The following is a 22,754-nucleotide window of genomic DNA, read 5'->3' as shown; positions in this document are numbered from 1 at the left end:
TGTCGCGGTGAAGGCGGCACAGAAGGATGGTCCGGAGCGGAGCTGCGTCGTCACGCGCACCGTGAAGGCGCCTGACGATCTGATCCGCTTCGTCGCCGGGCCGGATGGCGTGCTCGTGCCGGATCTGCGGCGTAAGCTGCCCGGCCGCGGTGTCTGGGCCAGTTTGAGCCGCAAGACCGTGGCCGAGGCGATCAAGCGAAAAGCCTTCGAGCGCTCGCTCAAGGCGAAGGTCGCGGTTCCGGCTGATTTGCCGGATATGATCGACCGGTTGATGCATCGGGACGCGCTGCAGGCGCTGTCGATGGCCAACAAGGCCGGCCTCGTCATCGCCGGCTTTGCCAAGGTCGAGGCGCTCGTTGAATCCGGCCGCTGCCTCGCAGTCGTCGCGGCGAGCGACGGGGCCGAGGACGGCAAGCGCAAGATCGGCCAGTCGGTCCGCAGGTTGGCGGCGGCCCGCGCGGCCGAAGGGCTCAAGGCCCGGGAATTGCCCGTCGTCGCGATTTTCACGGCGGCGGATTTGGAATTGGCGTTGGGGCGGGCACATGTGATACATGCCGCGCTTGCTTCGGGACCAGCGGCCGAGGGCGTGCTCTCGCGCTGGCGTCGGCTCGTCCGTTACCGGACGGACGATACCGCCGCACCCGACCAGAACGACACTGAAGACACGACCGAACCGGCAGGACCGAACGCGGAATGACCGATACCAAAAACCCGGGCGACAAGACTCTTTCCGTCAACCCGCCCAAGACCCTGTCGCTGAAGCGGCCTGTCGAGCAGAGCACTGTTCGCCAGAGCTTCTCGCATGGGCGCTCCAAGCAGGTCGTCGTCGAGGTCAAGCGCCGCGCCGGCGGGCCGGAGGTGAAGGAACCCGTCGCGCCGCGTCCTCCGCAGGCTCCGGCGCAGCAGGCCGCTCCGCAGCCCCGCCCCGCGCCCGCTCCGCAGCGTCCGGCCGGCAGCATGCTGCTGCGGACCTTGTCCGACGAGGAGAAGGATGCGCGTCAGCGCGCCCTCGCCGAAGCGCGCAGCACCGAGGCCGAGGCGCGCCGCGCCGCCGAGGAGGATGCACGCCAGCGTGCGGCCGCCGCCGACCGCGAACGCCAGGAGCGCGAGGCCGCCCAGGCGCGCCAGCGCCAGGAAGAGGAACGCCGTCGCCACGAAGACGAGCAGAAGCGTCGCGCCGAGAGCGTCGTGCGCCAGCGCGAGGATCACGCGCCCCGCCCGGCCGCTCCGCCCGCCGCGCCGCGCGATGCCGCTCCCCAGGCCGCGGCCCCCGCGCCGCAGCCGACCCAGTATTTTGGCCGTTCGGCCCCGGCCGGCCCGCGCGAGTTCGCGCCGCGGCAGCCGATGCGCGACACCGGTGCGCGTCCGCCGCGCCTCGATAGCCGCCCGCCGCGCTCGGATGCGCCCAGGCCGCCCCGGGTGGATGCCTCGGCCCCCGCCGAGCCCGCCATCGCGCGTCCGGCCCGTCAGGTGCCGTCCAGCGGCGCCCCGCGCAATCGCTCGGATGACGTCGACGTCAAGGCCGCGTTCCGCCGTCCCGGCGTGGGCGCCGGCGCTGGCCGTGGTCCCGCTCCGGCGGCGCCCAAGACGCCGAAGACCACCAACGACAAGCCGCGCGGCCGTCTGACGCTCGCCACCGCCACGGGCGGCGACGACGAGCGGACGCGTTCGGTCGCCTCCTTCCGCCGCCGCGTGCAGCGGATGACCGGGCACCGGGCCTCCGACGCGCAGAAGGAACGCGTGATGCGCGAGGTGATCATCCCCGAGACGATCACCATCCAGGAACTGGCCAACCGCATGACGGAGCGGGCTGTCGACGTCATCCGCCTGCTGATGAAGCAGGGCGCGATGCACAAGATCACCGATGTGATCGACGCCGATACCGCTCAGCTCATCGCCGAGGAGATGGGCCACACCGTCAAGCGCGTTGCCGAATCCGACGTCGAGGAAGGCCTGTTCGATACGCCTGATATCGACGAGACCCTGGCGTCCCGCCCGGCGGTCGTGACCATCATGGGCCATGTCGACCACGGCAAGACTTCGCTGCTCGATGCGATCCGCAAGACCAAGGTCGTCACCGGCGAGGCCGGCGGCATCACCCAGCATATCGGCGCCTATCAGGTGACGACCCCGCTGGGCAGCCAGGTGACCTTCATCGACACACCCGGCCACGCCGCCTTCACGGCGATGCGTGCCCGCGGCGCCAAGGTGACGGACGTGGTCGTGCTCGTCGTGGCGGCCGATGACGGCGTCATGCCGCAGACCGCCGAGGCGATCCATCACGCCAAGGCCGCCGGCGTGCCGCTGATCGTGGCGATCAACAAGGTCGACAAGCCCGACGCCAACCCCGACCGGGTGCGTGCCGAGCTCTTGCAGTACGAGATCCAGGTCGAGTCGCTCGGCGGTGAGACCCTCGAGGTCTCGGTGTCCGCCAAGACCGGGCAGAATCTCGACAAGCTGCTCGAGGCGATCGCGCTTCAGGCCGAGCTGCTCGATCTCAAGGCCAATCCCGAGCGCCCCGCCGAAGGCACGGTCATCGAGGCCAAGCTTGACCGTGGTCGTGGTCCGGTCGCGACCGTGCTCGTCCAGCGCGGCACGCTGCGCACCGGCGACATCGTCGTTGCCGGCGCCGAATGGGGCCGCGTCCGCGCCTTGATCGCCGATACCGGTGCGCAGGTGAAAGAGGCTCCGCCCTCCATGCCGGTCGAGGTTCTCGGCTTCAACGGCACGCCCGAGGCCGGCGACCGCGTCGCGGTGGTCGAGTCGGAAGCGCGTGCCCGCGAGATCACCGATTATCGCGAGCGTCAGCGTCGCGATCGCCTCGCCGCGCGCGGTGCCGCCTCCGGTGCCGGCCGTTCGCTGGCCGAGATGATGCGCGAGCTCAAGGAAGGAGCGGGCCGCAAGGAGTTCCCGCTCGTCGTCAAGGGCGACGTGCAGGGCTCTGTCGAGGCCATCGTGGGAGCGCTCGAGAAGGTCGGCAACGAGGAGGTGCGGGCTCGCGTCCTGTCCTCGGGCGTCGGCGCCATCACCGAGTCGGACGTCACGCTCGCCCAGGCGTCGGGCGCTGTCGTGGTCGGCTTCAACGTGCGCGCCCACAAGGAAGCGCGCGAGGCGGCCGACCGGGCCGGCGTCGAGATTCGCTACTACAACATCATCTACAACCTGATGGATGACGTGAAGGACGCGATGTCGGGCCTGCTGGCGCCGACGCTGCGCGAGACCATGCTCGGCAACGCGTCGATCCTCGAGATCTTCAACGTCTCGAAGGTCGGCAAGATCGCCGGTTGCCGCGTCACCGACGGTACGATCGAGCGCGGCGCCAATGTCCGCCTGATCCGCGACAACGTCGTCGTCCACGAGGGCAAGCTGGGGCAACTCAAGCGCTTCAAGGACGATGCAAAGGAAGTCGTCGCCGGCCAGGAATGCGGCATGTCCTTCGAGAACTACCAGGACATGCGCCCTGGCGACGTGATCGAGTGCTACCGCGTCGAAGAGATCAAGCGCAGCCTCTGAGCTGCCGCGCGATCGTTCCGACCAGGACAACGATGGCCGGGCCCGAGGCCCGGCCATGACGTTCAACCGTCCGTCCGGTCCGATCCCGGAGAACGAGAACCATGGCAAAACCCATCAAGACATCCGGTCCGTCCCAGCGGCAGCTGCGCGTCGGCGAACTGATCCGGCACGCGCTGGCAGACATGCTCTCGCGCGGCGACATCCACGATGATGTGCTGGCGAAATACGTCGTCACCGTGCCGGAGGTGCGCCTCTCGCCCGATCTCAAGCTCGCCACGGCCTATATCATGCCGCTCGGCGGGCAGGATGTTAAGCCGGTGCTCAAGGCGCTCGAAGGCCACAAGCGCTATATCCGCGGCGAGATCGCCCATCGCGTGAACCTGAAATATGCGCCGGATGTCCGCTTCCGCGCCGATGAGAGCTTCGCGGAAGCCGAGCGCATCGATGCGCTGCTCGACACCGAGGAGGTCCGCCGCGACACGCTGCGCCAGCGCCTGAAGATCGACCAGGACCAAGAAGACGACGACCGTGACCATGACAACTGAGAGCACCCCCGAAGCCACCGAGAGCCGGGAGGGCAGCCCGGCCCCGCGTCCCAAGAAGCGCGACATCCATGGCTGGGTGGTGCTCGACAAGCCGGTCGGCATGACCTCGACCCATGCGGTCGCGGTGGTCAAGCGCGCCTTTTCCGCCAAGAAGGCCGGCCATGCCGGCACGCTCGATCCGCTGGCGTCCGGCCTGCTGCCGATCGCGCTCGGCGAGGCGACCAAGACCGTTCCCTTCGTCATGGACGGGCGCAAGGCCTATCAGTTTACCGTCGCCTGGGGCACGCAGACCGACACCGACGACACCGAGGGCAAGGTCATCGCGACCTCGGAGCTGCGTCCTGACGAAGCCGCCATCGCGGCCCTGCTGCCGCGCTTCACCGGCACGATCCTGCAGACGCCGCCGAAGTTCTCCGCGATCAAGATCGCAGGCGAGCGCGCCTACGACCTCGCCCGCGACGGCGAGGAGGTCCAGCTCGAAGCCCGTCCGGTCGAGATCGATGCACTCTCCATCGTCAGCCATGACGGTGCCACCACCACCTTCGAGGCCGAATGCGGCAAGGGCACCTATGTCCGCGCCATAGCCCGCGATCTCGGCCTCGCGCTTGGCTGTCTCGGCCATGTCGCGCATCTGCGCCGCACCCGCGTCGGCCCCTTCGCGATCGAGGATGCGGCCGGGGTGGAAACCCTGCGCGAAAGCCCGGAGCGTGCGCTCGAGGCGCTGCTGCCGGTCAAGGCCGCCCTGACGCTGATCCCGGAAATCGTGATGCATCGCGACGCGGCTGCCCGTATCAAGCGCGGCCAGAGCGCCTTGCTGCGGGGCGCCGGAGCGCCGGTGGAGGCGCAGGCAGCCTACGCCACCTGCGGCGGAACGCTGGTCGCGACCGGCTCGGTCGAGAACGGCGAATTCGTCCCCCACCGCGTCTTCAATCTCTGAAGGCGAACGCGGCACGCTCGGGCTCGGCCCGAGCATCTCATGCCGGAGAAGGCTCCCGGCGCGTTCTTGTCCTGAGATTCTCGGGTCTGCGCTTCGCTGCGCCCGAGAATGACGGCGCAGCGCGTCACGCCGCCCGCTTCAACCCATCCCGCAGCCAGATCGCGCCCAGCGCCGCCACGAGCCGGTCGATATCGGCGTCGGAGTGGAAGGGCGAGGGCGTGATCCGCAGGCGCTCGGTGCCGCGCGGCACGGTCGGGTAGTTGATCGGCTGGACATAGATGTCGAAGCGCGCCAGCAACTCGTCGCTGATCGCCTTACAGGCCTTCGCCTCGCCGACCATCACCGGCACGATATGGCTGGGATTGCCGAGATGCGGGATACCGGCGGCGTCCAGCTTTCGGCGTAGCGCCACGACGCGGTCCTGCTGGCGTTCGCGCTCCACCGCACTTTCCTTGAGATGCCGGATCGCCGCGATCGCGCCCGCCGCCACGGACGGCGGCAAGGAGCTCGAGAAGATGAAGCCGGAGGCGAAGCTGCGGATGAAATCGCAGAGCGCGGCCGAGCCGGTGACATAGCCGCCGATCACGCCGAAGGACTTCGCCAGCGTGCCCTGAATCAGCGTCAGCCGGTCGGTCAGGCCTTCGCGCTCGGAGATACCGCCGCCGCGCGGGCCGTAGAGCCCGACGGCATGGACTTCGTCGATATAGGTCATCGCGCCGAACTCGTCGGCGATATCGCAGAACTCCCGGATCGGCGCGATGTCGCCATCCATCGAATAGACCGACTCGAACGCAATCAGCTTCGGCCTGTTCGGATCGAGCGCAGCCAGCTTGCGGCGCAGGTCTGCGGGGTCGTTATGGGCGAAGATCAGCTTCTCGACACGCGAATGGCGGATGCCTTCGATCATCGAGGCGTGATTGAGCGCGTCGGTCAGGATGATGCAGCCGGGGATGCGCGCGGCGAGCGTCGACAGCGACGCCCAGTTCGACATGTAGCCGGAGTTGAATAGCAGCGCCGCTTCCTTGCCGTGCAGGTCGGCGAGCTCGCGCTCCAGCAGGACGTGGTAGTGATTGGTGCCGCCGATGTTGCGGGTGCCACCGGCGCCCGCGCCGCTGCCGTCGAGCGCCTCATGCATTGCCGCGAGTACTTTCGGGTGCTGACCCATGCCGAGATAATCGTTCGAGCACCAGACGGTGACGTCGCGCGGGCCGCCCTCGCCATGATAGGTCGCGATGGGGAAGCGGCCGGCCTGACGCTCCAGATCGGCGAAGACGCGATAGCGGCCCTCGCGGCGCAGCCCGTCCAGTTCGCGGCGGAAGAAATTCTCGAAATCCATTGCCAGCCTCCTGCGGCGCGCCTCTCCTAAGGCTTTCGGACGCGTCGCGGAATGGTGCGCGGTGTCGCGGCTGGAATTCTTCTACTTCGACCGTCCGGCAAGTTCCAGAATCGTTTCGAGCAGGACCTTGATCGCGATGCCGGCATCGGCCTCGCTCATGTTCTCCAATGGCGAATGGCTGATGCCCTTCTCGTTGCGCACGAAGAGCATCGCGGCTGGCGCGATCGCCGCCATGGTCATGGCGTCATGCCCGGCGCCGGAGGGCAGACGGCGGCCGGCGATGTTGCTGCCGCTGCGGGCGATGCCGGCTGTGAAGGCGTCCTGCAGGCGCGGATCCATCGGTACGGCAGAGGCCTTGGCATAGGGCGCGATCTCGAGCCCGACGCCGCGGCGCGCAGCGATCTCGGCGAAGCGGCTGCGGATTTCGGTCTCCATCGCGGCCAGCGTCTCGTTCTTCGGCGCACGGTAGTCGATGGTGAATTCGGCGGCGCCGGGCACGACATTGGTCGCGCCGGGCTCAGGCCTGAGCACACCGACCGTGCCGACCGCCAGCTCGTGCCCAGCCGCGATCTGCTCCAGCGCCAATGCCATCTCGGCGGCGGCGGTGAGGGCATCCTTGCGCAGCGCCATCGGCACGGTGCCGGCATGGCCGGCTTCGCCGGTGACGCGCACCCGCGCCCGGCTCTGGGCGTTGATGGCGGTGACGATGCCGACCGGCTCGTTTTCCGCCTCCAGCACGGGCCCCTGCTCGATATGGACTTCGAGATAGGCCTGGATCGAGCCGGGCTTGCGGGCGAGAGCCGCGATGCCGCCGGGATCGCCGCCGAAGGCGAGCAGCGCATCGCCGAGCTTCACGCCCTCGCTGTCGCGTGCGTCGAGCCAGGCCGGATCATAGGCGCCCGCCAGCGCCTCGGAGGTCGACAGATGCGTCGGGAAGCGCACGTTCTCCTCGTCGCCGAAGGCCACGACCTCGATCGCGAAGGGCAGGCTGATCCCAGCATCGCGCAGGGCTTGGACCGCGAGGATGCCGGCGACGACGCCGAGATTGCCGTCGAAGCGCCCGCCGTCCTTCACCGTGTCGATATGCGAGCCGATCAGCACGATCGGAGCTCCCGGCACCGTGCCTTCGCGCCGCCCCTGCACCGAGCCGGCGGCGTCGATGAAGGCGCTCAGCCCCGCCACTTCCATCGCGCCCTTGACCCATTCCGCCGCCTGCCGGTGCGCCGGCGAGAGGTACAGCCTCGTCAGCTTGCCCGGCTCGTCGCTGAAGCGGTTGAGGCCGGCGAGCGCGGCAAAGGCGCGGGCGCCGAGGACGGCGGCGGAGGGAAGCATCTGCGTCATCAGCGAAAGGTTAGAGCAGGGCTGGCGAAACTGCGACCGGCATTTTCGCCAAGCTGCTTGTCTCAGGCGGCATTGGTGGCGGTGCTTCCCGCCGGTTTCAGTAGGTCGCGCGCCCGCCCGACAGGTCGAACACGCCCGCCGTGGTGAAGCTGTTCTCGGCCGAGGCCAGGAAGGCGACCATCGAGGCGACCTCGTCCGGCAGCAGGAAGCGCCCGCGCGGGATCTTCGCCAGCATGTAGCCGATATGCTCCTCGCTCATCTGGTCGAAGATGCGGGTGCGGGCCGCGGCCGGCGTGATGCAGTTGACGGCGATGTCCTTGTCAGCCAGCTCCTTGCCGAGCGACTTGGTCAGCGCGATCACCGCGGCCTTCGAAGCCGAATAGGCCGAGGCGTTGGGATTGCCCTCCTTGCCGGCGATCGAGGCGACCAGGACGATGCGGCCGTAATTGCGCTTGAGCATGCCGGGAATGACCGCCCGGCAGCAATGCAGCGTGCCGTCGAGATTGAGCCGCATCACGCGCGCCCAGTCTTCGAGCGGATAATCCCAGGTCTTGTGGTTGGGTCCGGCGATGCCGGCGCTGGTGACGAGGATGTCGACGCTGCCATGCCTGGCTTCCAGCGCATCGCTTGCCTTCTGGACGGCGTCGGCGTCGGTGACGTCGACCGCAAGGCCCATCGCACCATGCCCGATCTCCGCGGCGGCCTTCTCGGCCAGCGTTCCGTCCAGGTCCCAGATCGCGACGGTCGCGCCGCTTGCGGCGAAACGCTCGGCAACGGCCCGGCCGATCCCTTGCGCCCCGCCTGTCACGATGGCGACGCGGTTCTTTAAATCGATTTGGTTCATGCCCCTCAGCCTCCCTATGTCGTTCGGACCAGCCTAGCCGCGCCAATCGGTACCGGCCAGAGGGCGCGTTCGTTTCGGACATTTGTGCAGACCAGCCATGCGCGGCGTTAAGGACGACGGCAGAAAATCGGTGCCGAAGGCCACTTCGAATCCGTCCCGGTTCGGGACGGTCGATGGCATCGCGTCCCGCGGTGGAACGGCCTGAGGGGCGGGAAGCCGGCATGGCTGAAGACCGAGGGGCAATTCGTGCCGCTTCGGAACAACGCATTGTTTCTGCAAGAGTTTTGCCGTTAACGCGAACCCGCGGATTTGGGGAAGGTGCCGTTCACCTTTCGCCAGACTTTGCCTTGACCCGTGCCTTGGAACGGCCATTACATTGATGTCATCAAGCGCCAACAAGTGCCAGGGGATCGACAGCTTCGTGCCCGCAACCGTCTCCATCACGATCGCCAGGGAAGCCGCCGACCGCAAACGCTCTGGCTACGCCAAGCGCGATATCGGTGGCGTTGGCATCGCCGTGATGGATCGCGAAGCAGCGATCGCCGAGCTTGCCGACGCAATCGCCACGGGGGGCCACGTCAAGCTCGCCTTCTGCAACGCCAATCTGGTCAACGTCGCCGCGAATGACGTCGCCCTGCAGCGCAGCCTCTCGACCTTTCTCGTGATGGCGGACGGCATCGGCGTCGATATCGGCAGCTGGATGCTTTACGGGGAGCCTTTCCCGGCCAATCTCAACGGCACCGATTTCCTCCCGGCCTTCTTTGCCGGACAGCAGCGCCCGATGCGGATCGCGCTGTTTGGGGGCAAGCCCGGTGTCGCAAACCGGGCCGTCGCGCAGCTCTCGCAACGCTATCCGAACCATCGCTTCAGCGCCCTGTCGCACGGCTTCTACGCGCCGGCCGAGGAAAAGCAGCTTCTCGACAGGCTGAAGGCCGAGCGGCCCGACATGCTGCTCGTCGCCATGGGCAATCCCCTGCAGGAGCGCTTCATCGCCGATAGGCTCGGACCGCAGCATTGCGCTGCAGCGGCGGGCGTCGGCGCGCTGTTCGACTTTTTCGCCGGCGAGGTGCCGCGAGCGCCCGATCTGGCGCGCAAGGCGCGCCTCGAATGGGCCTATCGCCTCTGGCTCGAGCCGCGCCGGCTCTGGCGGCGCTATGTGCTGGGCAATCCGGCTTTCCTGACGCGCATGCTGTGGCAATATGCGACCGGCGGCAGGCGCAGCGGGTGAGTTCGCCGGAGTGACCACTACATTCGCCTTGGCGACGCCGAGCTATCGGGGCGATCTCGATCGCTGCCGGCTGCTCTGCGCCAGCATCGATCGTTTCGTCACCGGCCAGGCCGTCCATTACCTGCTGGTGGAAGATCGTGACGTCCCGCTTTTTCGCGATCTCGAAGGGCCGCGCCGGCGTATCCTGCCCGAATCCCAATTGCTGCCGCACTGGCTGAAATCGATCCCGGATCCGCTGAGCTTCGGCAAGCGGCGGATCTGGACAGGGCTGGGCGCCGCGGCTCGCGGCCTGCCGCCGCTGCGCGGCTGGCATACGCAGCAATTGCGCAAGTTTGCTGTCGCCAAGGCCAGCAGCGAGGACGTCGTCCTCTTCGCCGATTCGGACATGCTCTTCGTCAGACCCTTCAAGCTCGAGAGCCTCCTGAGAGACGGGGCCATCCGCCTCTACCGCAAGCCGGACGCCATCACCGCCGACATGGCGCCCCATCGGCCATGGTGCGAGAACGCCGCAGCTCTGCTCGGTCTCGGCCGGCCCAGCTATCCGGGACCCGACTACATCAACAATCTCGTGAGCTGGCGCCGCGAGCATGTATTGTCGCTGCTGGCCAGGATCGAGCGCGAGAGCGGCCGCGACTGGGTCAGCGCCATCGCGCGTGACCGCCAGTTCTCCGAGTACCTGATCTACGGCTACTACCTCGAACGCGTGCTCGGGCTGGAAGCGGCCGGGCACTGGCCGGATGCCCGCGAGCTCTGCAAGGGCTACTGGTTGAACGAGGATATGGAAGGCTTCGATCGGCTCGGTTCCTTCGAGGAGGTGCTCGAACCCTGGCAGGTCGCCATCGGCATACAGTCCTTCATCGGCCAGCCGCTCGACCGGATCCGCGCGCTGTTCGAGCGGCAGGCCTCAGCGTGAGGCAGGCCGCCCGGCCCGCGCGAGCAGCCCGTAGGTGAAGCCGGCCGAGACGAGATAGACCAGCCCGAAGACGAGGTTCATCCAGCCGGCCCAGGCCTCGCCTTCGGCAAAGCGCGACATCACGGCCGAGATCAGCGCGGCCTTCAGCGCGGTCAACAGGCACAAAAGCGCGATGCGCGAGCCGGTCCGCTCCCGCGCATAGAGCAGCTCGGCATGATACTCGACGAGATTGCGGAAGGCCGGGACGAGCAGCATCGGCGCGAACAGATATGCGGCTTCGGAGACATTGCGGCCGAGCAGCCCCGGGAAAGGCTTGAGCGCGACGATGACCGCCATGAAGCCGGCGATCGAGATCAGCGCGATGCCGATCTCGAAGCCGGCGAGCCGCCTGAGGCCGCCGAGCCCGCGATCCGTCATGATCTTCTGCACCAGCATCTGGGTGAAGCTGCGCACCGGCATCGCCGTCAGGTCGATGACCCGGAGCGCGATGGCGTAGAGCCCGGCCGTGCGCTCGCCGGCGAGGCCGAGCACCAGCAGCTTGTCGAGCTCGGCCTGGATGTAGAAGACGATGTCGGCCGCACCCGCGTAGACTGCATCGGCCATGCGGCGCGGATAGAGGCTGCGCACCAGGCGCCAGCGCGACGCCGGCAGGAAGGCGGTCAGCGCGATCAGGGCGCTCGCCATCGTCGCGGCGCCATAGGCGAGGACCCAGCTTTCGAGGCTGGCATGGCCGAAGGTCATGAAGAGCAGCGCCGCGATCGTGCGCAGCCCCGAGCCGATGATGACGAGGAGCGCCGCTTGCCGGAAGCGGCGCAGGCCGTTGTTTACGATGGCGACGACCTCGACGGGCCGCCAGCCCAGCACTTCCGCGACGATGATGACCGCGAATGGTAGGATGGCGAGCCGGTCCGCGAACAACAGCGCATAGACGATGGCGGCGACGGCGGCGATCAGCGGCAGCGACAGCAGACTGAGCGCGCTGAAGCCCGCCAGATAGGCCCCGAGCAGGCGCGGCTTCACCGTCGCGACGCGATAGAGCGGCGAGATGAATCCGAAGGCGAGCAGGCGCGACAGGATCAGCCCCGTCGAGGACGCCGCAGCGAACAATCCGAATTCGCCGAGGGTCAACGTATTCGCAACGATGAGGAAGTAGACAAGGGAGATGGTGAGCCGGCCGGCGGAGCCGCTCAGGATGGTGAGGTAGGCGGAAATGGTGGCACGATCTGGCAGCATGGTCCGTTCTCGCGGCGGCTGGCCCGGCGCGTGCCCTCTTATGGCGGCATAGCGGTTCCGTCTTAGCTGAGAGGCGTTGCGCGACCCTAAACGAAACGAAGGCGTTCCTTTTTCATGCAGGAAACCGAAGTGGTCCGGACTGGAGCGATGCCAACGCGGCGCATGGCGCTGCAGGGAGCGGCTGCTTTGGTCGCCGCCGGCGCCGCGGCCGGCTCCGGCTCGGCAACGGCTGCACCACAGCCGATCCCGCTCGGCTCGGCCGCCGAGATCGATACGTTTCGCAAGGACCCGCGCTATCGCGAGGCGCTGACGCGCTATTGCGACGTGATCGTGCCGATGAACGACCTGAAGTGGGAGGCGCTGCGCCATGATCAGCCGCGCTTCGACTTCTCAGGTGCCGACGAGCTCGTTGCCTTCGCCGAAGCCAATCGGAAATCGCTGCGCGGCCATACGCTGCTATGGGGAGAGGCCCTGCCGCCCTGGGCCAAGCAGATGACGACGCGGGCCGAGGCCGAGCGCGAGCTCGTCAACCACATCGAGATCGTCGTCGACCGCTACAAGGGCCGCATCGCGACCTGGGACGTGGTCAACGAGGTCATCAAATACGATCCGCAGCCCGGCGAACCCTATCGCGACACGATCTGGCAGCGCCTGCTTGGCCCGGAGCATGTCGACATCGCCTTCCGCACGGCGGCCCGGACCGACCCGAAGGCGCGCCTCGTCCTCAATGATTTCCATTTCGAAGAGCCGGTGCCGGGCGCAGCCGCCCGCCGCAAGGTCGCGCTCGATATCTGCCGGCGCCTGAAGGACAAGGGCATTCCGGTGCACGGCATCGGCATGCAGGCGCATCTTTATGCCGAAAAGGGCATCGACGTGGACGGGCTGCAGCGCTTCATGCGTGATCTCGACGCGCTCGGTCTCGATGTCGAGATCACCGAGCTCGACGTGATCGACTGGAAGCTGCCGCCCGACCCCGGCCAGCGCGACAAGACGGCGGCGGCGCTGGTCTCGACCTTCCTCGCTGCCGTCTGTTCGGCGAAGCGGCCGAAGGCGATCGTCACCTGGGGACTGACCGATCGCTATTCCTGGGTTCACGAGACCTTCCCGCGCAAGGACAGTGCCCGCGCCCGGCCCTTGCCGCTCGATGCCGACTATCGGCCAAAGCCGATGCTGGCGGTGCTCGAAGGCTATCGGCGCGGGACGGCCTGATGAGGGACAGTGAAGCGTAGCGCCATGTTCACCACCGAGCCCGCCGCAAACAGAGGACAGGAGGCACCGGATCGCCCGGAGCGGCCGTCTGCGCCCGTCTCTGCGCAGTTCGCGAAACTGGCCGATCCCGCCTGGATCGCGGCGACGCTATGGACCCGGCGCGGGCTGATCCTGCTGATGGCCCTCCTCGGCCTCGGCCTTGCGGTGGTCGCCGGCCTGCTGATGACGCCGAAATACGTCTCGACGGCGCAGCTCTTCATCGATCCGCGCGACCTGCGCGTGCTGCAGAACGACGTCTCGCCCAGTTCGGTCGGCAGCGATCCGACCTCCATCACCGGCTATCTCGAAAGCCAGGCGCGGGTGATCGCCTCGGACAGCATCAAGTCGCGCGTCGTCGAGCGGCTCGGCCTCGACAGGGATCCCGATTTCGGTGGCGCCTCGCGCGGCTTCCTCTCCCGTCTGCTGGGCGGCAGTGATACCGCTCCCTCGCCGAACGCGGTGCTTTATGCGCTCGCGTCGCTCGACCGGAACGTCACCGTCCGGCGCGGCGAACGCACCTTTGTCATCGATATCGCCGTCACTGCGAGTGATCCCGACAAAGCCGCGAAGATCGCCAATGCGCTCGCCGAAGCCTATCTCGAAGATCAGGCGGCCGTCCGCTCCGAAGCGGCGCAGCGCGCGACCGCGTCGCTGACGGGCCGGCTGGAGGAGCTGCGCAACCGGCTGCGCATTGCCGAGGAGAAGGCCGAGAAATACAAGGAGGCCAACAATATCGTCGGCCTCAATGGCCGCTCGCTGAGCGAGGAGCAGCTTTCGCTCAACGCGGCCCAGCTCGTCGCGGCCCGGACGCGGACGACGGAAGCGAAGGCCAAATACGACCAGATCGCCGCGACGCGCGCATCCAGTGTCGAGGCCGGCGCTTTTCCCGAGGCCGTCGCCTCCAACACCATGACCGCCCTGCGTGCCCAGCTCGGAGCTGCGCTGGCGCGGGAAGCCGATCTTCTCGCTTCGCTGGGTGCGCGCCACCCGGCATTGGTTGCCGCCCAGTCGCAGGTCCGGGACGCTCGTCGCCAGATCGCCGACGAGCTCACGCGTATCGCCCGAGCCGCCAAGGCGGAGTATGACCGTGCCGCCGAAGCCGAGCGCCAGTTCGCCCGCCGTGTCGACCAGCTCACGACCGGCCAATACGCAGCCGGTCGCGCTTCGGTGCAGCTGCGCGAGCTCGATCGCGAGGTCGAGTCCTCGCGCGCGATCTACGACGCCTTCCTGCGGCGTGCCCGCGAAACGGGCGAGCTGGGCGGCATCGACACCACCAATGCCCGCGTCATCAGCCCGGCGATGCCGCCGCTGGAGAAGAGCGGAATCAGCCGCCGGACGCTCGCCCTGATCGGCCTGATCGGCGGTGGCGGCGCCGGAGCCGTTCTGGCGCTCGGCCTGGCGCTTTTCGCCGTACCCAGGCCGACGCCGGAGAGCGAGCGCCCGCCGCGCAAGCCGTTCTGGCGGCGTGTGCCTCGTCCTGTTGTGTCGGCCGCACCCGAGGAGCAGCCGGAAGCAGCGCCTGCTCCTGCGCCGCCACCGCCTCGCGCTGCGACGGCGTCACCGGACCCGCAGCCGGCAACCTCTCCCAAAGCGGAAGCATTGAGCAGGGCAGGTCTGCGCCGGCTCCTGGCAATCCAGGGCGGCCCGGCGGCCGCCAGCGTCGAGGCTCCCTCGGCGGCAGCACCAACACCGATGCTCGGCTCGATTCCGCCGGTTCGTCACCGCCGCTGGCGCCGCGACCCTGTCGAGCTGCGCTCGGTCTTTCAGTCGCAGGCCCATCTCGTCGATGTCATCGACAAGCCGCAGGCCGGCTTCGCCAAGGCGGTCGCCGCGATCCGGGCCGAACTGGCACGGGCGGGACAGGGCCGGGAGCGGCGCATTCTCGTCCTCGGCCTGCAGCTGCAGGCGGGCACAACCACGCTGGCCCTCAACCTGGCGCTCGATGCCGCTCAATCCGGCCTGCCGGCGCTGCTCGTGGATGCCGGAGACGGCACGTTGGGCTTGACCCGTGTCTTCGCGGCCGATGCCCCGGCCGGCCTCGGCGATGTGCTCGGCGGCAGGCTTGCGCTGACGCGGGCGATTCTGAAGGACGAGGGCACGGGCCTGGCCTTCCTGCCTCGTGCGGGCGGACTGCCCTCGTCACTCTCCGGCGCGATCCAGAGCGAGTTGTTCGGCACGGCCCGCCGCTTCGGGCCGATCATTGTGGATGGCGGCAGCCTGGGTTCGGATGATCTCAGCCGGCGCTTTGCCGAGGCGGCGGACGACATCGTGCTGGTCGTCCGCGGGAGCAAGCCGGTCCCGGCCCAGATCGAGGAGTGGCGCAAGGAATTCGGCGCACAGGCCGGCAAGCTGCGCGGCATCGTGCTCAACGGCGTTTGAACGCCGCGCATGTGGCGCGGAGAGCCCGCGTCAGTTTTTCTCGGGCTTGCGATACTGCTCGTTTGCGACGCCGAATTCCGACATCAGCCGGCCGAGCGCGACCTGTGCGTGATAAAGGCCGATGAGGCCGGAGCGGGTCTGAATGGCGAGGGCGATTCCGCGCGGCACCGACGCGCCGAGGAGTGCCAGAGACTTCGCCAGCACCCGCAACCGGCCGTGAAGGCCGGGATGCTGCCGTCGCTCGATCGCGGCGGAGATCGCGCCATTGCGCAGGCCGCGCGCCGCGACCCAGCCGAACTCGCTGCGCCGGGCCGGCATCGTCTCGCGCTGCGCCGCCTCTTGCACCCACCAGAAGCGGAAGCCGGCGGCCTTGGCCCGCGTGAAAAAATCCGTATCGCCCCCGCCGGTGAAATCGAAGCTCTCGTCGAGGATGGGGAAGCCGAGCCGCTCGAGCACCTCGCGCCGGATCAGATAGTTGGCGCTGGAATAGAGCATCGGCACCGGGCCAGAGACGCTGTAATGCGAGCGAAAGACGGGATGGGCCGAGAGCCAGCTACGCGACGCATCGGCGAAGACGGGCGTGACCGAACCGCCGAACAGCGCGGCAGGGGCGGTGGCGGCAGCCCTGAGGAAGGCATCGAGCCAGCCGGGCTCGGCCTCCTCGTCGTCGTCGATGCCGAGGACCTGCTTAAGAGCCGGAAAGCGCGTCAACGCGCAGCGCCAGGCGGCGTTATAGGCCTTGCAGTTGCCCTGCCGCGGCTCGACGATCACCAGGCCCTTGAACAGTCCGGCCGCATGCAGCGCGGCCGCCCGCGCGGCGCCGGCCCGTTCGAGGCCTTCGTTCTCGACGACGATAATTGCGAAGTCGTGCCCGCCCTGCTGGCCGGCCAGCGAGCGCAGGGTCGCCTCCAGCAGGTCGGGGCGTTTGAAGGTCGGCACGCAGACGACGCTTTCGACGCCCGCAAGCGCCTCCGGCGGTGATTGCGCGATCACCGCGAAGCTTTCAGGCGTGTCGAAACGCGGCCCGCGATCCGTTCGCGAAGCCTTTTCCGCCATTGCGCCCCTGTCGTCGGCTGTCGTCATGGCTGTCAGCTTTAAGCTGTCGCGGCTTAAGGTTCGGTATGTCCGGCTGCGGAAAGAACGGCAGATCCGGGTAGCCGGCGTTGAGCATAGCCGGCGACGACGCTTGACCCGCAAAGGCAATGAGAAGACTGAAGGCCATCGACAGACGAGTCTTTCCTTGCGCCTGGCATTCCTCACCTCCCTCATTCCCGTCGCGCGGCCGGACACCGGCTTCGAGATCGCCAATGCCGCGATCCTCTCGGCGTTGCGCGAGGCCGGCCACGACGTGACGGCGATCGGCTTCCTGCGGCCGGGAGAGAAGCCCGCCGATCCGGAGAGGGCGGTCGTCGTCGCGCAGGTCGACATCGAGAATGCCGCTGTCTCGCCCTGGACTAAGCTGCATTGGCTGGTGTCGGCGCTTCGTTCCGGCCTGCCCGTCGCCTGCGCCAAGCTCCGGCTGGCGGGCGCCGGGAGCCTTGTCGAGACAGTGCGGGCCCAAGGCGCTTTCGACGCCATCATCCTGAATTCGGTGCTGCTGCCCGGCGCCTTTCCCGAGTTGCTGCAACTCGCCCCCTGCATCGTGGTCGAGCACAACATCGAGTACGTCTCGGCCCGCCAGAATGCCGAAACGGCGCGCAGCCCGATGATGCGCTGGCTCTTTGCACGCGAGGCGAGACTGCTCGAAGCGATCGAGCGCAGGCTCTGGCGTCAGGCGCGCTTCATCTGGACCTTGGCGGAAGAGGATCGAGAAGCGCTCGGGCCGGAATATCAGGATAAATCGAGCGCCTTGCCGCTGCTCGGCGCAGAATCTGTCGAAGCCTCGGCCGCTCCGCTCGATGAACCGCCGGCTTTCGACATCGGCCTGATCGGAACCTGGACCTGGGAACCCAACAGGGTCGGCCTCGACTGGCTCCTGCGCGAGGTCTGCCCGCTGCTGCCGGAGGGGCTGCGCATTGCCGTCGCCGGGCGCGTACCGCCGGAGCTACGCACGCCGCTCAATGTCACGCTCGTCGGGCGCGTGCCGAGCGCCGCCGCCTTCCTGCGCTCCTGCCGGATCGTCGCTCTGGCGAGCCGGGCGGGCACGGGCGTCCAGCTCAAGACGGTCGAGACCATGCAGCTCGGCCTGCCGGCGGTGGCGACCTCGCTCTCCTGCCGCGGCCTCTCCGACCTGCCGGCGAATTTCACGCTGGCCGACACCCCGCAGGATTTTGCCGCGGCTCTGGCGGCGCGCCTTGCCATCATCCATGTCGGCGATCGGCAGCGTATCGATGGTGCGGATTTCCTTGCTGGCCAACGCAGCGCCCTGTCGCAAGGGTTGGCGCGCGGCCTCGCCGCTGCGACAGGCTGAGCGGCCCTAGTCCGACGGGGTAGACCTTTCACGTCGGCGGCCGCGGATCAGGCTCATTTCGGCCGGTCGCACGAACAACCAACCCGCGAGTGGAAAACGGCTCGGCGCAGTGCCCGCAGCGCGGGCCTTGTGATCCTGCGACGTGCGCCCTCCCAGAACCCGTTCGAGCGGTTCCCGGCAATGCAGTCTCGGCTTCCGTCGCGCCATCGGCACAACCCGGTCATGTGACTTTGTCATTGGCCGGAATGCCACGATTCATCAATGATTTGGTACTTGGGACGAAACGCGGGGCCGGCCTTCGATGCCGACCGGGTCGAGGGGCGATGAGCGAGGATCGGCAGACCGGTCGGCAAAGCCGATCAGGTTCGGAAGACGACGCGCCCGCCTGGCAGGAGCCGGCGGCCCCACCGCCATCCCGCCCCGATATCCAGATCGAAGCGCGCACGCCGATCGTTTTCTCGGACGTGCCTGATGGACCGGAGCCGGGGGCAGCCAACTGGCTCGCCCATCGTCGGCGCCGGCTGCGGCACTGGTGGCGCGGCGCGAGCCCGAACCTGCGCGGCTCCGTCTTCATGCTCTCGGCCCTGCTGGTCTATGCGGTGATGGTCGCCGGCATCAAGCATGTCGGGCAGGCCGTCCCGCTCGCGCAGATCCTGCTGATCCGGCAGGTGATCATGACGGCGATCCTGCTCGCCTTCGCGGCCGGCAGCCTGCGGCAGGCGCTGCACACCGAGCGGCTCGGCCTGCAGGTCTTCCGCAGCGTGATCACGCTGCTCTCCATGCTCTGCGGCTTCACTGCCGTTGTGAAGATACCGCTCGCCCAGGCGACCGCCATCGGCTTCAGCCAGGTGCTGTTCGTCACGATCGCCGCCGTGCTCGTGCTGAAGGAGGCGGTCGACGGTCGCCGCTGGGCCGCGACGATCATCGGCTTCATCGGCGTGCTCATCATGCTGCGGCCGAGCAGCGACGGGCTCGATACCTACGCGCTGCTCTCGCTCGCCGGCGCCATCTTCGGCGCGGGCATCACCGTCAGCGTCCGCAAGCTCGCTTCGAGCGAGCGCACCGACACGATCCTGCTCTACCAGGGCATCGTGCTGATCGCCCTGCTGGCCGTGCCGGGTTGGCTCTGGTGGCAGCCGCCGACGCCGAACCAGTGGTTCTGGCTGATCACCCTCAGCCTGTTCGGCACCGCCGGGCAGTGGCTGATCACCCGCGCCTACCAGGTCGGCGAGGCGGCGGCGCTGGCGCCGCTCGATTTCAGCCGCTTGCTGCTGGCGAGCTTCACCGGCTTCGTCTTCTTCGCGGAGATTCCGGCGATTACCACCTGGATCGGCGCCGCCATCGTGATCGGGGCGACGCTCTATACCATTCGCAAGAATGCCCGGGTCGCCGCCGTTCCGCCGGCTTCGGCCTGAGCCGGACCCCGACGCGGGATTGCGCCGACGGCGAGCGGGGCGCTATGAATCGGCGCACGCCTCTCCCGCGTGCGCCGCGCGACCCTGATCGCGGCATTCGGCGAGCCAGCCGGCCGAACCGGCACCCAGAGGCCAGATCATGCGCATTGAGAACGATCCGAAGCTCGACTTTCGCGACGTCCTGATTCGCCCCAAGCGGTCGACGCTCGGCAGCCGCGCCCATGTCGATGTCGAGCGCAGCTTCCGCTTCCCGCATACCGGCAAGGACTGGAAAGGCTTCCCGCTGATCGCGGCCAATATGGACGTGGTCGGCACCATGGCGATGGCGCGCGCGCTTCTGAAGAACGGCGCGATGGTCGCCCTGCACAAGCATTACAGCGCCGAGGAGCTGATCGCCTTCTTCCGCGAGCCTGAATCGGCCAACGCCTTCTATTCGCTCGGCACCACCGATGCCGACCACGACAAGCTGAAGGCGGTCCATGCCCAGTCGCCGATCGGGAAGATCTGCCTCGATGTCGCCAATGGCTATACCGAGAAGTTCGTCGATACCGTGAAGGCGACGCGCGCCGCCTTTCCTGATGCGGCGATCATGGCCGGCAACGTCGTCACCGGCGATATGACCGAGGCGCTGCTGCTGGCCGGCGCTGATATCGTCAAGGTCGGCATCGGGCCGGGTTCGGTCTGCACCACCCGCAAGATGACCGGCGTCGGCTATCCCCAGCTCTCGGCCATCATCGAATGCGCCGATGCGGCCCACGGGCTGAAAGGCCTCGTCTGCGGCGATGGCGGCCTGACCGTGCCGGGCGATGTTGCCAAGGCCTATGGCGGCGGCGCCGATTTCGTGATGATGGGCGGCATGCTCGCCGGCCATGACGAATGCGAGGGCGAGATCCGCTACGAGGAGCACGACGGCGAGAAGGTGCCGGTCGCGATGACCTTCTACGGCATGTCCTCCGACACGGCGATGAAGAAGTATTCGGGCGGCGTCGCCAAATACCGGGCATCGGAGGGCAAGACGGTCGAGGTGCCCTATCGCGGCCCCGTCGGCGACACGATGCAGGAATTGATGGGCGGCGTGCGCTCGGCGATGACCTATATCGGCGCGGTCAGCCTCAAGGAGGTGCCCAAGCGCACCACCTTCATCATGGTCGGCAGCCAGCTCAACACGGTATTCGGCAACTGACCCTGCAGCTCAGGCCGGAACGGGCTGGGCCTTCGGCTGCTCGCGCATCAGGAACACCATCGCGCCGGCGCCCAGCGACAAGGCGACGGCGCTGAGCCAGACCGCGTCGTAGCGCGCGCTTATGTCGACGAGATAGCCGCCCATGAAGGCGCCGGCCGCGGCGCCGACAGAATGGCCGGCCGAGATCAGGCCCATAGTCAGCCCCATCACGCGCAGCCCGAGATGGCTGGCGGCGAGGCTCGCGGTGACAGGTATAGTGGCGTAGTCGACGGCGCCGAACAGCACGGCGAAGGTCACCAGCATCTCGTAATCGGCACCGACGCGCATCAATACGAGGAAGGTGAGGGCGCGCAGGACATAGATCGAGCCGAGCAGCGCGACGCGGTTCATCCGGTCGGTCAGCCAGCCAGCCCCGACCATGCCGGCGAGGTTGACCGCCGAGAGGATGCCATAGGCCGCCGCGCTCGGGACCGGGCCGAAGCCGCAATAGGCGGCATAGGGAATGAGATGGGTCTCGATCACGCCGGCCGTGGTGTAGCCGCAGATCAGGAAGCTCCAGAACAGGATGTGGAAGGCCGGCTGGCGCAGCACGAAGCGCAGATCGGTCGATAGCGTGTGGGACTCAGCGCGGCGTGCCGGCGCGGCTGGTGCGTCCTTGGCCGACAGGGTCCTCCACAGCAGCGGCGCCAGCGCCAGGCAGGCGATGCCGATGGCCAGGAAGCTCCAGCGCCAGCTGAAGGTCGCCAGCAGCACGGCGACCAGCGGCACGATCAGGAATTGCCCGCCGGTCGCGCCCGATGTCGCGATGCCCGTGGCAAGCCCGCGCTGCGCGTCGAACAGCCGGGCGACCGCCGTCGAGACGACATGGGTCGCGACGAAGCCGAAGCCGATCGCCGCGATCCCGCTGAAGCCGAGCAGGAAGACGACCGGGCTATTGGTCGAGGCGACGAGGAGGCAGCCGATGCCGACCAGCAGCAGGCCGAAGGTGAGGGTGGCGCGCACGCCGTAGCGGTCGGCGGCATGCCCGGCAAAAGGGGCGGTCAGCGCCATGACCAGCAGGGTCGCGGCAGCGGCGCCGGAGATGAAGCTGCGCGACCAGCCGAAATCCTGCATCAGCAGCGGCATCACCAGCCCGAGCGTCGCCCGCGCCGAGAACGAGATCGCGAGCGCCAGGAAGCCGAAGCCGACGAGAACCCAGCGGAGGAAGGGCGAAGGAGAGCGAGCGGGAGCCATGATCTGTCCTCGGATGATCCGCTAGCCATTCCGCAACGCACCTCCGCCGGCAAACGATGGTTTCACCTTCGGTGTTTAGCTGTGCTAAACAATGTCATGACCATCCGCCTCTCGCTGCTGCAGACCTTCGTCACGGTCGCCCGCTCTGGCCGGATGCGCGATGCGGCCGCGCAGATGGCGCTGACGCCGGGCGCGATCAGCCAGCGCATCCGCGAGCTGGAGGAAGGCGCCGGGCGTCGCCTGTTCACGCGGACGCAGGCCGGCGTCGAACTGACGAGCGCGGGCCGCAAGCTGCTGGACACGCTCGACGGCCCGTTCCGCCGAATCGAGGAGGTCAGCCGGGAGCTGTCGGCCTCGCCGTCGCGCCGTGTCACGATCACGACGATGGCCTCCTTCGCCGCAAACTGGCTGGTGCCGCGCCTCGCCGGCTTTTCAAGGCTCCATCCCGAGATCGACATCGCGCTCGAGACCGACAACCGCGTCGTGGATCTGAAGCGAGAGCCGATCGATCTCGCGATCCGCCATGGCCTCGGAGACTATCCCGGGCTCGAAACCACCTGGCTGATGGCGCCGGAGCTGATCGTGGTGGCGAGCCCTGCCTTGCTGGATGCCCATCCTCCGATTGTTTCGCCGGCGGATTGCCTGGCTTTCCCGCTATTGCACGACATCGACCGCGCCGACTGGCCGCTCTGGCTCCTGGCCCAGGGCGTCGAGGCGCCGCGCGAGTTGAAGGGGCCGTCCTTCTCCGACGACCATTTGCTGGTCAGGGCCGCTGCTGCCGGGCAGGGCATCGCGCTCGTCCGGGACGTTTATGCCGATGACGACCTGCGCAATGGCCGGTTGGTCCAAGCCATTTCCGTGCAGTGGCCGACGAAGCTCGCCTATTACGCCGTCGGCACGTCAGAGGCGTTGCAGAAGCCGGCGGTTCGGCGCTTCCGGGACTGGCTCGTCGCCGAGGCGCGAGGCTCCTGACAGCGTCCGGCAGGGGCGCCGCGA

General features: G+C 68.1%; 18 protein-coding genes. 12 read left to right on the top strand and 6 right to left on the bottom strand.

What is annotated here, in order from left to right; translation table 11 throughout:
• Nucleotides 1-7: 7 nt before the first annotated feature.
• From AC1DVA_RS11160 to truB, 4 genes are all read left to right on the top strand, one after another.
• Complete coding sequence (locus AC1DVA_RS11160; protein WP_476805976.1) at nucleotides 8-697, top strand: RNA-binding protein; 690 nt, start codon at nucleotides 8-10, stop codon at nucleotides 695-697.
• Nucleotides 694-3,513 carry a translation initiation factor IF-2 gene (gene infB / locus AC1DVA_RS11155; protein WP_476805975.1) on the top strand — a complete coding sequence of 940 codons (2,820 nt, stop codon included), beginning with the start codon at nucleotides 694-696 and terminating at the stop codon, nucleotides 3,511-3,513. The genes AC1DVA_RS11160 and infB overlap by 4 nt, the downstream gene beginning before the upstream one ends.
• 101 nt (nucleotides 3,514-3,614) lie before the next feature.
• On the top strand, nucleotides 3,615-4,058 hold the full coding sequence (gene rbfA / locus AC1DVA_RS11150) for a 30S ribosome-binding factor RbfA (RefSeq protein WP_265050972.1): 444 nt from the start codon (nucleotides 3,615-3,617) through the stop codon (nucleotides 4,056-4,058).
• Entirely contained in the window at nucleotides 4,048-4,995 is a 948-nt protein-coding gene (gene truB / locus AC1DVA_RS11145; RefSeq protein WP_265054953.1) for a tRNA pseudouridine(55) synthase TruB, read from the top strand. The genes rbfA and truB overlap by 11 nt, the downstream gene beginning before the upstream one ends.
• A 124-nt stretch (nucleotides 4,996-5,119) precedes the next feature.
• Here the strand turns inward: truB and hemA are convergent, their stop codons facing one another.
• From hemA to AC1DVA_RS11130, 3 genes are all read right to left on the bottom strand, one after another.
• Nucleotides 5,120-6,331 carry a 5-aminolevulinate synthase gene (gene hemA / locus AC1DVA_RS11140; RefSeq protein WP_476805974.1) on the bottom strand — a complete coding sequence of 404 codons (1,212 nt, stop codon included), beginning with the start codon at nucleotides 6,329-6,331 and terminating at the stop codon, nucleotides 5,120-5,122.
• Between the two features lie 81 nt (nucleotides 6,332-6,412).
• On the bottom strand, nucleotides 6,413-7,663 hold the full coding sequence (locus tag AC1DVA_RS11135; protein ID WP_476805973.1) for an allantoate amidohydrolase: 1,251 nt from the start codon (nucleotides 7,661-7,663) through the stop codon (nucleotides 6,413-6,415).
• A gap of 106 nt (nucleotides 7,664-7,769) precedes the next feature.
• Nucleotides 7,770-8,516, bottom strand: coding sequence for an SDR family NAD(P)-dependent oxidoreductase (locus AC1DVA_RS11130; RefSeq protein WP_476805972.1), 747 nt, complete (start codon nucleotides 8,514-8,516; stop codon nucleotides 7,770-7,772).
• Nucleotides 8,517-8,895: 379 nt separating this feature from the next.
• Here AC1DVA_RS11130 and AC1DVA_RS11125 point away from each other — a divergent pair, with 379 nt between their 5' ends.
• On the top strand, nucleotides 8,896-9,744 hold the full coding sequence (locus AC1DVA_RS11125; protein ID WP_476805971.1) for a WecB/TagA/CpsF family glycosyltransferase: 849 nt from the start codon (nucleotides 8,896-8,898) through the stop codon (nucleotides 9,742-9,744).
• A gap of 10 nt (nucleotides 9,745-9,754) precedes the next feature.
• Nucleotides 9,755-10,657 (top strand): DUF6492 family protein, encoded by a 903-nt coding sequence (locus AC1DVA_RS11120; RefSeq protein ID WP_265050977.1) that lies wholly within the window; start codon nucleotides 9,755-9,757, stop codon nucleotides 10,655-10,657.
• On the opposite strand, the gene AC1DVA_RS11115 is transcribed toward AC1DVA_RS11120, so the two are convergent.
• Complete coding sequence (locus AC1DVA_RS11115; RefSeq protein WP_265050978.1) at nucleotides 10,649-11,890, bottom strand: lipopolysaccharide biosynthesis protein; 1,242 nt, start codon at nucleotides 11,888-11,890, stop codon at nucleotides 10,649-10,651. The genes AC1DVA_RS11120 and AC1DVA_RS11115 overlap by 9 nt on opposite strands.
• A 147-nt stretch (nucleotides 11,891-12,037) precedes the next feature.
• On the opposite strand from AC1DVA_RS11115, the gene AC1DVA_RS11110 reads away from it, so the two are divergent.
• Together AC1DVA_RS11110 and AC1DVA_RS11105 are read left to right on the top strand one after the other, a co-directional pair.
• Nucleotides 12,038-13,099: an endo-1,4-beta-xylanase gene (locus AC1DVA_RS11110; RefSeq protein WP_476805970.1), complete on the top strand. Its 1,062-nt coding sequence runs from the start codon at nucleotides 12,038-12,040 to the stop codon at nucleotides 13,097-13,099.
• Nucleotides 13,100-13,123: 24 nt separating this feature from the next.
• Complete coding sequence (locus AC1DVA_RS11105; RefSeq protein WP_476805969.1) at nucleotides 13,124-15,517, top strand: exopolysaccharide transport family protein; 2,394 nt, start codon at nucleotides 13,124-13,126, stop codon at nucleotides 15,515-15,517.
• A 30-nt stretch (nucleotides 15,518-15,547) separates the two neighbouring features.
• Here AC1DVA_RS11105 and AC1DVA_RS11100 read toward each other — a convergent pair whose 3' ends face one another.
• On the bottom strand, nucleotides 15,548-16,600 hold the full coding sequence (locus AC1DVA_RS11100; protein ID WP_476805968.1) for a glycosyltransferase family 2 protein: 1,053 nt from the start codon (nucleotides 16,598-16,600) through the stop codon (nucleotides 15,548-15,550).
• Between the two features lie 157 nt (nucleotides 16,601-16,757).
• Between AC1DVA_RS11100 and AC1DVA_RS11095 the strand changes: the two genes are divergently transcribed.
• The 3 genes from AC1DVA_RS11095 to AC1DVA_RS11085 all read left to right on the top strand — a co-directional run bounded on the left by AC1DVA_RS11095 (nucleotide 16,758) and on the right by AC1DVA_RS11085 (nucleotide 20,525).
• Complete coding sequence (locus AC1DVA_RS11095) at nucleotides 16,758-17,927, top strand: glycosyltransferase (protein WP_476805967.1); 1,170 nt, start codon at nucleotides 16,758-16,760, stop codon at nucleotides 17,925-17,927.
• Nucleotides 17,928-18,250: 323 nt separating this feature from the next.
• Complete coding sequence (locus tag AC1DVA_RS11090) at nucleotides 18,251-19,342, top strand: DMT family transporter (protein ID WP_476805966.1); 1,092 nt, start codon at nucleotides 18,251-18,253, stop codon at nucleotides 19,340-19,342.
• Between the two features lie 139 nt (nucleotides 19,343-19,481).
• On the top strand, nucleotides 19,482-20,525 hold the full coding sequence (locus AC1DVA_RS11085; protein ID WP_476805965.1) for a GMP reductase: 1,044 nt from the start codon (nucleotides 19,482-19,484) through the stop codon (nucleotides 20,523-20,525).
• A gap of 9 nt (nucleotides 20,526-20,534) precedes the next feature.
• On the opposite strand, the gene AC1DVA_RS11080 is transcribed toward AC1DVA_RS11085, so the two are convergent.
• Nucleotides 20,535-21,758, bottom strand: a complete 1,224-nt coding sequence (locus AC1DVA_RS11080) for an MFS transporter (protein WP_476805964.1) — start codon at nucleotides 21,756-21,758, stop codon at nucleotides 20,535-20,537.
• Nucleotides 21,759-21,854: 96 nt separating this feature from the next.
• Between AC1DVA_RS11080 and AC1DVA_RS11075 the strand changes: the two genes are divergently transcribed.
• On the top strand, nucleotides 21,855-22,730 hold the full coding sequence (locus tag AC1DVA_RS11075; RefSeq protein WP_476805963.1) for a LysR substrate-binding domain-containing protein: 876 nt from the start codon (nucleotides 21,855-21,857) through the stop codon (nucleotides 22,728-22,730).
• Nucleotides 22,731-22,754: the final 24 nt, after the last annotated feature.

The organism is Allobosea sp. P4_C6 (assembly GCF_056402015.1).
The sequence above is the reverse complement of the archived record's forward strand: the minus strand, read 5'-3'. Positions and strand labels throughout refer to the sequence as shown.

Excerpts from the sequence above, each read along its gene's own strand:
- infB (WP_476805975.1), top strand. The coding sequence starts at position 694 with ATGACCGATACCAAAAACCCGGGCGACAAGACTCTTTCCGTCAACCCG.
- rbfA (WP_265050972.1), top strand. The coding sequence starts at position 3,615 with ATGGCAAAACCCATCAAGACATCCGGTCCGTCCCAGCGGCAGCTGCGC.
- truB (WP_265054953.1), top strand. The coding sequence starts at position 4,048 with ATGACAACTGAGAGCACCCCCGAAGCCACCGAGAGCCGGGAGGGCAGC.
- hemA (WP_476805974.1), bottom strand. The coding sequence starts at position 6,331 with ATGGATTTCGAGAATTTCTTCCGCCGCGAACTGGACGGGCTGCGCCGC.
- AC1DVA_RS11135 (WP_476805973.1), bottom strand. The coding sequence starts at position 7,663 with ATGCTTCCCTCCGCCGCCGTCCTCGGCGCCCGCGCCTTTGCCGCGCTC.
- AC1DVA_RS11130 (WP_476805972.1), bottom strand. The coding sequence starts at position 8,516 with ATGAACCAAATCGATTTAAAGAACCGCGTCGCCATCGTGACAGGCGGG.
- AC1DVA_RS11125 (WP_476805971.1), top strand. The coding sequence starts at position 8,896 with ATGTCATCAAGCGCCAACAAGTGCCAGGGGATCGACAGCTTCGTGCCC.
- AC1DVA_RS11115 (WP_265050978.1), bottom strand. The coding sequence starts at position 11,890 with ATGCTGCCAGATCGTGCCACCATTTCCGCCTACCTCACCATCCTGAGC.
- AC1DVA_RS11110 (WP_476805970.1), top strand. The coding sequence starts at position 12,038 with ATGCCAACGCGGCGCATGGCGCTGCAGGGAGCGGCTGCTTTGGTCGCC.
- AC1DVA_RS11105 (WP_476805969.1), top strand. The coding sequence starts at position 13,124 with ATGTTCACCACCGAGCCCGCCGCAAACAGAGGACAGGAGGCACCGGAT.
- AC1DVA_RS11100 (WP_476805968.1), bottom strand. The coding sequence starts at position 16,600 with ATGACGACAGCCGACGACAGGGGCGCAATGGCGGAAAAGGCTTCGCGA.
- AC1DVA_RS11090 (WP_476805966.1), top strand. The coding sequence starts at position 18,251 with ATGAGCGAGGATCGGCAGACCGGTCGGCAAAGCCGATCAGGTTCGGAA.
- AC1DVA_RS11085 (WP_476805965.1), top strand. The coding sequence starts at position 19,482 with ATGCGCATTGAGAACGATCCGAAGCTCGACTTTCGCGACGTCCTGATT.
- AC1DVA_RS11080 (WP_476805964.1), bottom strand. The coding sequence starts at position 21,758 with ATGGCTCCCGCTCGCTCTCCTTCGCCCTTCCTCCGCTGGGTTCTCGTC.
- AC1DVA_RS11075 (WP_476805963.1), top strand. The coding sequence starts at position 21,855 with ATGACCATCCGCCTCTCGCTGCTGCAGACCTTCGTCACGGTCGCCCGC.